Genomic DNA, 14,184 nt, shown 5'->3' with positions numbered 1-14,184 from the left:
TCAAAACACGAGGCGATACGGACGGAAGCATGCTGACAACCTCAAGTCACCCGGCGCTCCAGGCCCCTATTCCGCCCATTCTGGTTTTCACCGACCTGGATGGAACATTACTCGACCATGACAGCTATGGGTTTGAAGCGGCCCTGCCTGCGCTAACGGCACTAAAAGCGCGCAATATCCCGGTCGTACTCAACACCAGTAAAACCGCAGCAGAGCTCCTTCCCTTACGCCAGGAGCTTGATCTTCACGATCCATTTATTGTCGAAAACGGCGCAGCCATTATCAGTGACCAAGCGGCCCCCATCAGCCCCTATCTAGAACAATCAAACCCGACTGCGCGGGTACAGCAAATTGCAGCCGATTATCCACCTAGCCTGGTCTTGCCCCAATGCGACCATTCTCCGGTTCCCTGGTTGCGCCAACAAAAGTCACAGTTTGAGTTTATCGGGTTTTCGGACATGTCTGTGGCGGAAGTCGCTGATGTCACGGGGCTTTCTGCAGAAAAAGCACTTCAGGCTAAAAACAGATTGTTTTCCGAGCCCTTGATCTGGCATGACGATATGGAAGCCCTCGACCAGTTCCGCCAGCGCGCCGCAACACAAGGGTTCCGGCTGGTTAAAGGCGGGCGTTTCTGGCACCTGATGGCGAAGAGTGACAAGGGTCTGGCGATGGAAAAGCTGTCTACCGTGTACCAAACAATATGGCAAACCCAACCGGTCAACATTGCTTTGGGTGATGGCGAAAATGACGTTGCCATGCTGAACAAAGCGGACTACCCCGTGCTCGTCACGAATCCCGCGCACAGTACACCCCATGTTCCCGAAACCACCACAATTATTACAACCCGGAAACATGGCCCTGCTGGGTGGAATGAAACCATTCTGGCACTACTGGAGCAATTAACGCCCGATTGACCAATAGTTACTAAAGTTTAGAGTTTCAGAGGAAAGAATTCGAACCCAGTAAGACAAAATGATTGACTTTGCGACAGGCTTCGCGCTGCCGCGCCTTATAAGACTTTTTAAAACCATAGTTTTATAAGGCGCGGCCTTCAGAACGAAAAACGATTAAATTCTGGAGGCCGCTATGGACGCTAAGGGATACGGCAATATCCCCGAGATCCTGTTTGATTGGATCACATTTTTGGTTAAAGCTCTACCCCTACGTTCAGTACCCACCTTTATTGAGTTACTGATTGGGGCGATGCTCACGCCAACAGGGTTTGTCACTGATGCCTGGTTGATGGTGGCAATGAAGCGTCACTGGAGCAGTTATTTCAAGTGGTTGCAAAAGGGAAAGTGGTCATGGGTTGCACTCGCGCAACAGCTGGGTCAGTTACTGACTCAATGGTGTCCCAATGAACAGTGGTATTTGGCCATTGATGATACCTTGGTGCTAAGGAGTTCCAAGAAAGCACCCAGTAGTCAGTTTCATCACATGCATGGTAACAAGGCCAACCGCCCGCAATTTGTTCGCGGCCAGTGTTGGGTCAGTTTATCAGCGATTGTTAAGGGGCAGAAACAAGCCTGGTCGATCCCACTGATCTCGCGCTTAACGCGAGCCTGCGGGAACGGTAACAAGCTGGTAACGGCAGGCATTTTACTTCGCGTGATGAGGTCATTTTTTACCGGGGCCACTGTCCTGATGGATAGCTGGTATATGCGGGGTACGCTGATTGCCTCCCTTCAAGGTATGGGGTATCACGTTATCGGGCAAGTCCGAAAGGATACCGCCTTATACGATGTTCCAGAACGAACCGGGAAAAGAGGACGCCCTCGAAAGTACGGAGAGAAATACACACCAGAGCGAGTCACTAACCTGGAAGAGACTTGCGCCAATGTCACGATCTATGGACGACAGCAGTCACTGAGGTATCGAACAGTGATAGCCAAAGCCCGCTTTTTAGATGGGCAGCTCGTAAAGGTTGTGTGGGTGCAGTTTGAAAACGAAGACGGTAGCTTAAAACCTGCCCGGCTCTTGTTGACGACTCGAACGAATATGTCGGGCATCGACATCATAAAAGCCTACGCCAAGCGCTGGAGTATTGAGCCCATGTTCCATCAGTTAAAGAATCGCTGGGGCTGGAATGAGACTTGGCAGCAATCCAGACAGGTGCTGCATCGGTGGGTTCAGATCATCTCTCTCAGCTATGCGCTGGTGCAGTTGCTCACTTATTGGAAAGAGTCGGCAGGTCAAGAAATGCACTTGGACATCCCTTGGCGCAAACATGCGCCGATTACGGCGGGACTGGTTCGGTTAAAGCTGCAACGGAATTTACAGCAAGTTGCCGTGAGGGATTGGTGGGACGTAAAGTCTCGAATATTTAAACCGCCAGCGAGGGCTATTGAGTAGTATAAAGACTCTCGCTAGCGAAAAGCCGCCTAGAATAAGGCGGGTAGAAGAGAAAGCAGAATTTATCCGGTCAGAAATCAGGACTGGAGGATCATGCTCAAACTCTAAACTTTAGCAATAGTTAATATCAGCAAAGAATTCAACACACTCCCCCGAAACAGGTCAGCACCACCTGTGCGGGTACAACAAGAGCAGGCCGACCCGGCCCAATTGCGAGCACCGAATACGGTTAAGAGAGGAAAGAATGGGTGATTTTTACCAAAATGGAATCATTACCACACTGCACAACCTGTCCAAGCGACCACTTGACGAAATGGAAGCCGAGCTCTGCCGCTTTGCGAAAAAGCGGCCTTTAGGCCTGATCCTGCCGTGCCTGTATTCCGAACTGGAAACAGAAGCCATGCCCAATATCACACGACACCTGGCTCAGGTGCCGTATCTCGACGAGATCATCATCGGCCTGGACCGGGCAACAGAAGCGGAATATCGCAAAGCACTCAAGTTTTTCAGCCAACTGCCCCAACGCTACAGAGTCCTTTGGAACGACGGCCCTCGACTGCGTAACCTTGATGACGAACTGATCGCTGAAAAGCTTTCGCCCCGAGAACCGGGCAAGGGTCGCAACGTCTGGTTCTGTATCGGTTATATGCTTTCTTCCAACAGGGTTGAATCCGTTGCCTTGCACGACTGTGATATTGTGACTTACGACCGAGAACTGTTGGCACGACTGATCTACCCGGTCGCCAACCCTAATTTCAATTACGAATTCTGTAAGGGATTTTATGCCCGGGTCGCGGATGGCAAAATTAATGGTCGGGTCAGTCGCCTGCTGGTCACCCCCCTGCTCAGGGCACTGAAAAAAGTGTTCGGCCCAATGGACTATCTGGATTACCTCGACAGCTACCGCTACCCACTCGCTGGCGAGTTTTCGTTCCGGAAAGACGTAACCACAGACATCCGTATACCGAGCGACTGGGGCCTGGAAATTGGCGTACTGAGCGAAGTGAAGCGTAATTATGCAACCAATCGACTGTGTCAGGTCGATATTGCCGATGTGTACGATCACAAACACCAGAAACTGTCCGCGGACAACGATGCGGGCGGCCTCTCAAAAATGTCGATCGATATCACCAAAGCCCTGTTCCGCAAGCTTGCTACCAACGGCATTGTGTTCAATCAGGAAACATTCCGAACCATCAAAGCCACTTATTTCCGCATCGCTCTGGATTTCATTGAAACCTATAAGAACGATGCCGAAATCAACGGATTATCACTGGATGTTCACTCCGAAGAATTGGCCGTTGAGCTCTTTGCCCGCAATATTGTGAAGGCGGGCAACCACTTCCTTGATAACCCGATGGAAGCCCCGTTCATCCCGAGCTGGAACCGGGTATCGAGTGCGATACCGAACTTTATGGACCGACTTTATGAAGCGGTGGATCTGGATATGGCCGAATTTGGCGACGGCAATTCTGACAAGGTGTAATAAGGAGCGATCATGAGTAGAGACAATCCCACCTCACTCGAGCAAAGACTCAGCGTGCATCTGCAACCGCTCTATCCGGATGAAGATCCTGCCCGCATGGCCCAGGCCTGTCTGGAAGCGATGGAGCTTTCCCCCAGTGCGACACCGGTAAAACCCCACGCCAATCTTTGGTCGGAACGAGATACTGTCGTAATTACCTACGGTGACTCCATCCGTCGGGAAGCGGAAGCGCCGCTGCAAACCCTGAGACAATTTTGCCATGATCACCTGAGTGATTGCATCTCCACGTTACATATCCTGCCATTTTTCCCCTACAGTTCCGATGACGGTTTCAGCGTGATGGACTACACCACAGTTAATCCGGCACTGGGAAACTGGGATGACATTGAAACCCTGTCCGCAGAATTCAAGATTATGGGTGATCTGGTTATCAACCACTGTTCCAGCCGCTCCCTCTGGTTTGATAATTTTCGGCAATCGATTGATCCCGGAGCCTCTTTTTTTTATTGTGCCCCGGGCGACGCCGACACCTCGATGGTCGTGAGGCCCCGAACCTCGCCCTTACTGCGGGAGGTGGAAACGCCAGATGGCGTGAAGCATGTGTGGTGTACATTCAGTCATGATCAGGTGGACCTTAATTTCGAAAATCCCGATGTTCTGTACGAGTTCATCAAAATAATCCGCCTGTATCTGGAAAAGGGCATCCGCTGGTTTCGCATGGATGCCGTTGCCTTTGTCTGGAAAAAGCTGGGAACGGCCTGTATCAACCTGCCGGAAACCCATGAACTCATTCGCCTGTTGCGCTTACTGATCGAGCACAAAGCCCCGGACGCCGTGATTATCACGGAAACCAATATTCCGAATCATGAAAACCTGACCTACTTCGGAAATGCGAACGAAGCGCATCTGATCTACAACTTTTCACTGCCACCGCTCTTGCTCAATACGTTGATCACCGGCAACTGTACCCACTTGAAAAGCTGGCTGATGACCATGCCACCGGCACAGTTCGGAACAACCTATCTGAATTTTGTCGCCTCCCACGATGGCATCGGCCTGCGCCCGACCGAGGGCTTGCTGTCGGAATGGGAGGTGGACACGATGATTTCCACCCTGCAACGCTTTGGCGCCAAAGTCAGCTGTAGAACGAATGCGCAGGGCGAGCCCAAACCTTATGAAATCAATATTAGCTTGTGGAATGCGCTACAAGGGACGGCGCAACATGGGCCGGATACTTGGCAATATGCCCGCTTTATGTGTGCCCATGCGATTATGGCATCGCTGGAAGGGATACCTGCATTTTATATTCACAGCCTGATTGCCACTGAAAACGACTACGAACGGATCGAAAACACCGGGCATTTCCGTTCCATCAATCGCCATATCTGGGATGCCGATGCACTTTCAGACGCGCTACAAGATACCGGAACCCACCACCATAAAGTGATTAACGGTATGCGTCGCTTGCTTGAAATTCGCTGCAAACAACCCGCATTCCATCCGAATGCAACCCAGTTCACCCTGCACCTAGGGGAATCACTGTTTGCATTCTGGCGTCAAAGTACTGACCGTAGACAAAGTATTTTTGCGATCCACAATATCAGTGACCAACCACAATCGCTCAATTTGTCGGAATTGAACCTTGTCTCCACCGACCAGTGGACCGACTTGATCAGTGAACAACATTTTGAAGATCGGGTTGCACAGCTGGAACTGGCACCCTATCAATACATGTGGTTGACGAACCTGTGACTCACACCACAATTAACACGGAATAGCTTGCAACCTGTTTTGTCCCGGCGTTAACGAGTATACTGGAGGATCAAACGAATTTTGGGCATAGTTATGAATGATGAGATCAACTACAAAAACAACCCGCTACACGGGCTTAGCCTCAAAAATCTGTTGGTCGAAATCGTTGACCATTATGGTTTTGAGATACTTTACGCTTATTTGAACATTAATTGTTTCAAAACCAAGCCCAGCATCGATTCAAGCGTCAAGTTCCTCAAAAAAACAGATTGGGCACGTGAAAAAGTGGAAGCGTTCTATCTCTATCAGTTCAAGAATCTGCCCAGAGCGTCCGACGAACAGTTTGCTCTACCGCCTCGGGACCGGATTGTTCCTGACGATCAAAAGCCGGGAGAACCCGCTGAACTAAGCCTTGAAGATGCGGAACGGTTACGGGAAAAACGGGCGAAAAAAGCAGCAGAACGGAACAGTCGCAATCGTCCTCGTGCCAACAATGCCAATTCATCAGGCCGTACACGAAGTAATGTTTGGGATGACCGCCGGGGATCGGCAGCCTCAAGAAGTGACAGGGCTCCCGACCGGGAGCGCACATCAAACCCCGTAAATCCCTGGGGAAAAAGTAAGTCTTAACACCTCCGCATTTTTTGTTTACAGCAGATTAAGCTCCAGAGTATGATCATAGCAATTCAAATTAAACCCTGGAGCACAGTGTGACCACGGCAGCAGAACACCCGGAAAACCTGACAACTGACAACCTCCCGGTCACACAGACACGACTGGCGGAAACGTTACGCTGCATTATGGACGATCACTTTGCCCAGTCCCGAGGGCGAGTACCTGACATTTATAAAGCCCACTTCGCCTCACCAAGTTCAATTTTCCGTCGCCATTGGCAACATCGTCGGGACATACCCGGTGATTTTATCGCCATTCCCCGTTTTCTGGCCAGCAAGGGTAAGGCAGCCTGGCACAAAGGCATTCGTCCCGTTACCGTAAAAGTCTCAACCCAGGTCGCAGGGAAACTCAATATGGCTGCCCTGTGGCCAAGCAGTGATACGGCGCTGCGCAAATACGATGAGACTGACAACAAACCTTTTGCGGAGTTTGTCAGTGAGGCCAATATCGATCCGGTAAATCCGCTCAGCAAACTGTCCGGCAAGGAAGCTGAACTGCTACAGGTCATCAGCACAGAGCTGTTACAGCTGGATATATTGAACGAAAAATTACATCAGGCACTGGAAGCCGCGGTTCCACAACTGCAGGAATGCGAGAAATTACTGCAGCAACAGGAAATTCGGGAACAACAGGAGCGAATTGTTGCTTTCCTCCATGAGCGCCTGCTGCACTTCAATTTACCCCGCGAAGGCGTGCGGGACATGATGATGTTCTTTTTAATTGGCTGGTTAGGTAACAGTCTGGGTCAACAGGTTGCGTTCGGCAGTTCAATTGCGACCGGCGCGGCATTTGCCAATGGCATGTTTCTCAGTCATCAGTCTTTAATGGGTGCCTTATGGTTCAAATGGGCTGGTGTGCCCGCCTGGGTGACGGTGGGTGGCGCATTGGGTGGTCTGGCGGCCACCATGCTGGTTGCCCCGCTTATTTCACCCATCGCAGAATTGGGCGTCAATCGCTTGCGCGGGGAACGTTATCTACAAACCATGATTGAAAATGTCCACAATGATGCCTTGGAAAAAAGCATGGACGGTTTGGATATGGCAGGTGTCCTGGCCAGCTATATTCAGCTGGCCCCGGATTTACTGGTTTTGCTGCGCTCCATGCGAGCGTGAGAAACCAATCAGTTTGTTAGCGAAATACGGTTAATCAGTAAATACAGCCACCATCTGGTCCACAGGTTACGCTTACACCATAATCGGAGGAAATAAAGCCCGATGTGGTGCCGTCACTGATAACAGAGCCACCTCGGGCCCGGTGCCCCACGCTGTTGCCGCCCTGAGGCGCCATCCCCGACAAATCGAACATCGGCCCCTGCCCCTCGGGGCCACCTACACCATAAGCATTAACCCAATAGCGTCCCGGCAGTGTATAGCCGAGATAAGCACGAATAAATTCGCGCTCCTGAGCGGTAATTTCCCGACCATTGATAAATATACCGGTATTGCCCCGGGAGATATCTGCTGGCAAGGGTGCCGAAACCGGCAGTCCAGGCCAAATCTGTCCTGCTATCGGGCCATTCTCATAGCCCCATGCCCCGGAAACCCGGTCATACCAGTAGCGACCCGAAGCCACTTGCAGTCCATTGTTATTTAAAAATGTCAGCAGTTGCCCACTGATGGGCGCGCGATTAACAATCACTTCCGCTTGAGCCGCCCCCATTAGGCATCCCCAGAGACAAAAGACAGTCAGCCACGATTTTGTAGACCGGCTTGCAACGGCCCAATTCTTGAAAGTACGTGTTCGGCATTTCATGATGATCACCCAAGAGCACAGTGGCCCTTTCCCGTTTAAAGATTACAGCGTCTATACGTAACGATTACGGGGTTTATGACCAATTGCCCTCAGATAAATGTGTGCAGTAATTCACATCGCCTTCAAATCGGGTACGCAAACACAAAGTTGCTCTTCGCGTTCAACCTGACCACTTACCGGCATGACACGTATCTGGGTAGACAAGCCCATTTGCGTCAGCATCGTCAAAAAAGGTGCCGGGTCCAGCTCTTCGACGTTCACCATCGTTTTCACATCCCAACTGCCATTCGCCACCAGAATTGCCGCAGCTACGGGTGGCACGCCTGCCGTAAAAGCAATCGCTTGTGAATTGGCATCGGCAAATGCTGCTTCGTGATCACAAATATTGTAAATAAAGACTTCTTTGCTCTGATCTCGATAGGTGCCTTTAATCAAGGTTCCAATACAGGTTTTACCCGTATAATTGGAAGCCAGGCTGGCCGGGTCCGGCAGACAGGCTTTCAGCAGATGCAGCGGCACCACATCTTGACCATCGCCCACTTTTACCGGCTGGTGATTTAACAGGCCTACATTCTTGAATACATTCACACAATTCAAATAATGATCATCAAACCCCATCCAAAACCGTACGGTTTGCAGACCCTCTATATTGACTGAAAGGGAATGCACTTCATCATGCCCCATCAGGTAAACTTTTTTGCTCCCGACTTCCGGAAAGTCGTATTCCATTGATCGGGAATGATGTGGATACGTTCGCCACTTGCCATCCTCCAGACAGCCCGCATCTTCAATAATTTCTCGAAGATTGATTTCCGGATCAAAATTGGTTGAGAAGAAGCGGCCATGATGGCCATCATTGACATCCAGAATATCAATAGAATGGATATGATCGAATTCATTACGCTGAGCATAGGCACAATAGGCATTTACCACACCCGGATCGAAACCTGCCCCCAAAATAGCCGTGATGCCCTTGTCTTTACATGCATCGCGCTTTTTCCATTCAAAATTGGCATACCACGGATAGGACGCATTCATCACATCGTAATCTTCGTGCACAGCGGTATCGATATAGGTCGCACCGGTTTCCATGCAGGCATCCAGGATGAAACGATTGACAAAGGCCGTACAAACATTGATCACAATGTCGGTATTCAATTCCCGGATCAGGGTAATTAATGCGTCGGTGTCGTAAGCATCCACCGAGCGTGCCAGCAACGCAAACCCCTCCGCAGGATGATGACCTTTTTTGTGGATCTCTTGAATAATATCATGGCACTTTGTCGTCGTTCTCGACGCTATACAGACCGAAGAAAAAACATCGCTATGCTGTGCACATTTATGTGCGGCTACTGCGCCAACAGCACCAGCCCCGACAATGAGAACATTTTTTTTCATGCTTAACCCTCCAGGATGCAATTAAAATTTCTAACAACGCGTATGCTTAACGCTCAAGACAAGAAGTCCCTGAACTGCTGGTAGGAACAGGACTGAACGATCCGTGTTTCTCCCTGGAGATTTTTATGCACGATTGAGGGCATCTGGATCCCGTTGAAATAGTTCTTCTTGACCATGGTGTAGCCTGCCATATCCTGAAAATGAAGCTGTTGGCCAATCTGCACCGGCGCTTCAAAAACATAATTACCAAATACATCTCCGGCCAGGCATGTACGTCCACAAACTCGATAGACCGGTTTTTTCTGACGGACAAGCTCGTCCAGCTCAGCATCACTCACGGCTCTGGCAGCTTTTAACTTCGGCATAAACTGATACACCAGCAAATCCAGCGCGTGGGTTTCAACACCCGCGTCAACAATCAGTGTGGGTACCTCGTTTTCGATTAAATCCAATACCGAGACAACAAGTTCCGCGGAATTTTTAACGGCAGCATCACCCGGCTCCAGGTAGACCTGGACATCAAATCTGGCAGCAAATTCTGCCAATCGCTGACACAAGACATCGACCGGATAGTCAGGACTGGTAAACGCAATTCCTCCGCCCAAACTCACCCAACTGAGCTTTGGCAATAACGCGGCAAACCGGCTTTCTATCTGATCAATCTGGGCTGAAATATTCTCAACATCATCGTTTTCACAATTCATGTGGAACATCGCACCATCAATCAGCTTATCAATCTGTGCCGGTAGCAACTCGGCGCGAACGCCGAGACGGGAATATCGCCCAACCGTATCGCTAAGGGCGTAATGAGAACAGCCGACTTCAGGATTGATTCGCAACCCCACAGACCGGTGACGGGCATGTTGATAAAAGCGATCCAGCTGACTCAGGGAATTGAAAATCACTTTGTCACAGTACTGAACCACTTCCTTTAGCTCAGCTTCGGTATACGCAACGCTGTAACCGTGATTTTCACCACCAAACTTTTCATGGCCCAGTCGAGCTTCATAGAGACTGCTGCTGGTTGTACCCGCCATGTAGTTTTTCATGAAGTCAAACACACACCAGGTCGAAAAACACTTCAGTGCCAATACTGATTTTGCACCCGACTGGGTTTCGACATAACGTATTCTCTCCAGTGCCGGAAGCATCAGAGATTCATCAACCAAATAATAAGGAGTTTGAAGCTGCATAGTCGTAGTAATTCAAAGTAGAAGTAATCAATTATTCGTAATCAATTCGTAGTAATGGTTAAAAGCAATATTTTTCAGGGACACATCTAGGCCAGGGTTGCTGCTTTTTCTTGTGTGGCCGTTGTGACAGGGTTAACCGCAAAACCGAATTCTCTCAGCAGTTTGCAATCGGCTTCCAACGTAGTGCATACATCAGCGCCGAACCATTCCAAAGATGCGTCCAGTACTTGCCAGGGTATGCTGGAGTGTTGTTTCAAATGCGCTAGAAAACCATTGAAATCGAACGCCCCCTCAAACAGCTTCACCATACCGCTGCGGTCTCCAGCAGGCGCATAAACATTGCCCGGATTGAAAACATTCAATAGCGCTTTATCGGTGATATTTTTCAGATGAATATGGACAACCAATGGTTCTAATGCCTTAAGCGCCGACACCGGGTCACTGCCACACTCCCAGACGTGAATTACATCAAAGTTGATGCGCAGTGCAGGGTGATTCACCTCTTCAATCAGCTGTAAAGTTGATTCGAGCGTGTCCGCTAATGTGTTGGGGTGGGTTTCAACAACAAGGTAGACGCCAAATTCCCGGGCCACGTCACAAAGCTTACGCAGGCGTGTGGTCCACAGGGATCGCTCTTCTTTTGAGACCAGGTGACTGGAACGGTTACCGGCAAACGTCCGTAGTTTTTTAGCCCCCCAGTACTCGCACAAAATACCCAGTGAAGTCGCTTTTGCGATTGCAGTGTCGGCATCACCGGCGAGCGGTAAATAATCACTGATCATGGGTACACTGAGGTTTTGCTGGCTGAGCCACGACTTGCCGTATTCCATACGGGCGTCCATGTTTTTCGCATGCACCCCCCATAACTCAATGCCATTAAAATGATGGCGTTTTGCCCAATGTGCGATTTGTTCAAAAGAAATCAGGTGATGCCGAAACGAAATCGTGCATACGTTCAGTTTCATTCTACGCCTCCGGCGGCAGTCGGGGATTTGCTTGAATCGAAAACAGCCTCACACCACAACAGGAACACTTCATTGAGCCGTTTTTTCAAGCGAAACTCTCTTTCATCCTGCGCGTCCAGCAACTCGAACAGTTTTCCGGAGAGGTCCCGGTTTTGCGTTGCTGATAATTTCATGGCCTGGAATTGCACCAGCTTGTAGGCTTTTGCGAGTTCATCAATCACATCACACCACTGATCAAACTCTTCTTCAGGCAGCAAAAGTTCACGCCAGAAAAAAGCAAATCCGTGCTCATAGCCATATTTTCTTGGGGAAAGAACCGGTACTTCCTCAAGGGCTTTGCCCAGATTGGCAAGAGGAAGCGGATCTCCGTTCCTGTCCACCCCCTTCAGGTGTGCAGAGACAATTTTGCGCAGTAAGTCCGTTACAGGATTATGATCCAGATACACACTCGCTTCGAAATACCCCTTGATCTGTTCAGGTGGTGAAACCCGTGCATTCGCATCGGAAAACACATACCCACCTGCAACAGTTGGTTGCCGGACAGCATTTAAAATCCGCTCTTTGCTGGCGATACCTTCCCAACGATAATCAGGGTCATACACCATCCACTGATCCGGGTTTTTGCTCGGACCCAGCATCAAATAATGTGGAAAAGGATCTTTGTTGAATTCATTCACTCGCTCCGGGAGGTGGTACATATCCAGCATCACCATGATGTGCTGGTCCGGCGTACGATTTTCAACCAGCTTTACCAGCTCCTGAATATTTTCATCTTTCGTCGCATCCGGGCGATACCAACGACGCACTTTCATGCCGTACAGTTTTTCATACCAATCCACAAAGAATGCATGACTAATGGTATTGCTGTGGTAAGACAGAACATACTGGTCATTAATACAGAATTCAGCATCCCAAACACCGAAGTACAAAATGCGGTGATCAAGGGCTGGGTTACGCTTGACAATTTCACTCAAACAACTCGCCACACAATGGATCTTCACATCCTCGTAGACTTCCAGACCTTTATCGACTTTGGGTAAGTCCTGAGATTCGTACAACACTTTGGCGACACTTCGAACCGTTTCAAAATCTTTGTTCATCAGCGCGCTGTCGGGTATCTCCAAGCCACAGTCGAGCTCCAGAAACATGAGCATTTGGAGCACCATGGATGAGTCCAATGCAAGATCTTCGATCAGACGGGCATCACTCTGAAAAGCACTCAAATCAGAGAGATTCATCTTTTCGGAGAGCACTTTATAGATGCTGTCTACAATCTGTTGTTTTGTCATCATGGTTACAACGTATCCGTATGGTTTATCTGAAAAATGGGGTGCGATGATCAAGCCATTGCATCGGTGAGTTTTTTGCGGCTGATTTTGCCGTTCGGCAGCTTTGGAACTGCATCAACCCGCTGGATATGCATTGGGATCTGGTGGCTGGCCAGATAGCGTCGACACCACTCACGAATTTCCTGTTCCGAGATGTTCTGGTCAGCTCGCGTCGGGTCCAACACATAATTCAGACACACCTGATCATTCCCAAATTGGTGCCGACGTTTGAATACCACTGCGTCCAGTATTTGCGGCAGCTCCAGAACGACTTCCTCCACTTCAGCGGGATAAACGTTAAAGCCGGAAACATTGATCATGTCATCCATACGGGCAACAAAATGCAAGCTACCGTGCTGATCAAAATAACCGAGATCCTGAGTACGAATAACCTGACCGTCATCTTTCGTCACCACAATTTCAGCCGGTTCAGCACTGCTCTGACCCGCTGTCACACTCAGATGGCTCAGGGGTTTGCCTATGTCGCTGACGGATTGAATATCCTGACCTAAGGCGATGCATCCCGCTTCCGAGCAACCGTATTGTTGATACAATCGTGTAACCTTTTGTTTTACTGTATCAAACCAGGCTTTCTGCATCAGTGTGCCGGAAGTCATCACCGCATGAATTGGCGTTGCCGCGGGTACCAGCATGGTAATGGTGGAAATCAGGGTTGGTGACGAGTAAAGAATGGGGGCATCAACCTCAGTCAATTTTCGAATGATGTACTTCGGATTACTGTTTTTGATGACAACCGGTTCTACACCCCGTTGCAATGCCACCAAGACACCACAAATCAAGCCATAGGAATGGGTTACCGGACAGGCCACAACCGGTGTCATGGCATTGGCTTCGCTGAAATCCTCAACATAATGCGCAATCTCAACATCAATACTCTGCCAGGCACGCTCAATGAATTTAGGCTCCCCCGTCGTGCCTGAACTGGTTTGCACCAGTACCGGCTCGCTATCACCGCCACGTTCCGTAATCGTTTCAATTTGATCCAGATCAGACTCACCTTCACCAAAAAGCAGATAATGACACTGGCTCCGTTGTGCACGGCGACGAGCGGCGTCAACCGGCGTATCGACCGGCATAGGGAAAACCGATCCACCTTTGGCTTTTAGGTATAAACTCAAGGCAATCCAGAGCGCGACATCTTCCAGACAAACCGCAAAACGCTTGCTTTTACACTGGCTCAGGATTGGGTGCTGATCGAACTGCTGATAGCGCAGTTCGAAATATTCACTGTCATAGTAGTTGTCATCTACATAAAGCATATC

12 protein-coding genes are annotated in these 14,184 nt (G+C 49.7%); 6 read left to right on the top strand and 6 right to left on the bottom strand.

All coding sequences use genetic code 11. The features are described from left to right. Nucleotides 1-29: 29 nt before the first annotated feature. The 6 genes from OLMES_RS02660 to OLMES_RS02635 all read left to right on the top strand — a co-directional run bounded on the left by OLMES_RS02660 (nt 30) and on the right by OLMES_RS02635 (nt 7,377). The gene (locus OLMES_RS02660; protein ID WP_087459829.1) at nt 30-914 is read left to right on the top strand and encodes an HAD-IIB family hydrolase; all 885 of its coding nucleotides are present in this window, start codon (nt 30-32) and stop codon (nt 912-914) included. A 172-nt stretch (nt 915-1,086) separates the two neighbouring features. Continuing rightward, nucleotides 1,087-2,352, top strand: a complete 1,266-nt coding sequence (locus OLMES_RS02655; protein ID WP_087459828.1) for an IS701 family transposase — start codon at nt 1,087-1,089, stop codon at nt 2,350-2,352. A gap of 244 nt (nt 2,353-2,596) precedes the next feature. After that, the gene (locus OLMES_RS02650) at nt 2,597-3,838 is read left to right on the top strand and encodes a glycosyltransferase family protein (protein ID WP_087459827.1); all 1,242 of its coding nucleotides are present in this window, start codon (nt 2,597-2,599) and stop codon (nt 3,836-3,838) included. Nucleotides 3,839-3,850: 12 nt separating this feature from the next. After that, on the top strand, nt 3,851-5,590 hold the full coding sequence (locus OLMES_RS02645) for an alpha-amylase family glycosyl hydrolase (RefSeq protein ID WP_087459826.1): 1,740 nt from the start codon (nt 3,851-3,853) through the stop codon (nt 5,588-5,590). Nucleotides 5,591-5,683: 93 nt separating this feature from the next. Beyond that, complete coding sequence (locus OLMES_RS02640) at nt 5,684-6,220, top strand: VF530 family protein (protein ID WP_087459825.1); 537 nt, start codon at nt 5,684-5,686, stop codon at nt 6,218-6,220. 80 nt (nt 6,221-6,300) lie between these two features. Continuing rightward, the gene (locus tag OLMES_RS02635; protein ID WP_087459824.1) at nt 6,301-7,377 is read left to right on the top strand and encodes a hypothetical protein; all 1,077 of its coding nucleotides are present in this window, start codon (nt 6,301-6,303) and stop codon (nt 7,375-7,377) included. A gap of 34 nt (nt 7,378-7,411) precedes the next feature. Here the strand turns inward: OLMES_RS02635 and OLMES_RS02630 are convergent, their stop codons facing one another. The 6 genes from OLMES_RS02630 to OLMES_RS02605 form a co-directional block, all read right to left on the bottom strand. Beyond that, nucleotides 7,412-7,924 (bottom strand): hypothetical protein, encoded by a 513-nt coding sequence (locus OLMES_RS02630; protein WP_087459823.1) that lies wholly within the window; start codon nt 7,922-7,924, stop codon nt 7,412-7,414. Between the two features lie 204 nt (nt 7,925-8,128). After that, nucleotides 8,129-9,415: a saccharopine dehydrogenase family protein gene (locus OLMES_RS02625; protein ID WP_087459822.1), complete on the bottom strand. Its 1,287-nt coding sequence runs from the start codon at nt 9,413-9,415 to the stop codon at nt 8,129-8,131. 53 nt (nt 9,416-9,468) lie between these two features. After that, the gene (locus tag OLMES_RS02620) at nt 9,469-10,608 is read right to left on the bottom strand and encodes a carboxynorspermidine decarboxylase (RefSeq protein WP_087459821.1); all 1,140 of its coding nucleotides are present in this window, start codon (nt 10,606-10,608) and stop codon (nt 9,469-9,471) included. A gap of 86 nt (nt 10,609-10,694) precedes the next feature. Further along, complete coding sequence (locus OLMES_RS02615; RefSeq protein WP_087459820.1) at nt 10,695-11,573, bottom strand: sugar phosphate isomerase/epimerase family protein; 879 nt, start codon at nt 11,571-11,573, stop codon at nt 10,695-10,697. Further along, nucleotides 11,570-12,865 (bottom strand): DUF6005 family protein, encoded by a 1,296-nt coding sequence (locus OLMES_RS02610; protein WP_087459819.1) that lies wholly within the window; start codon nt 12,863-12,865, stop codon nt 11,570-11,572. The genes OLMES_RS02615 and OLMES_RS02610 overlap by 4 nt, the downstream gene beginning before the upstream one ends. Nucleotides 12,866-12,912: 47 nt before the next feature. Then, a complete protein-coding gene (locus OLMES_RS02605) occupies nt 12,913-14,181 on the bottom strand; it encodes an AMP-binding protein (protein WP_087459818.1) in 1,269 nt (422 codons plus the stop codon). Nucleotides 14,182-14,184 lie beyond the last annotated feature (3 nt).

The organism is Oleiphilus messinensis (genome assembly GCF_002162375.1).
GTDB lineage: Bacteria > Pseudomonadota > Gammaproteobacteria > Pseudomonadales > Oleiphilaceae > Oleiphilus > Oleiphilus messinensis.
Note: the sequence above shows the minus strand (reverse complement) of the source record. Positions and strands in the feature narration are given on the sequence as shown.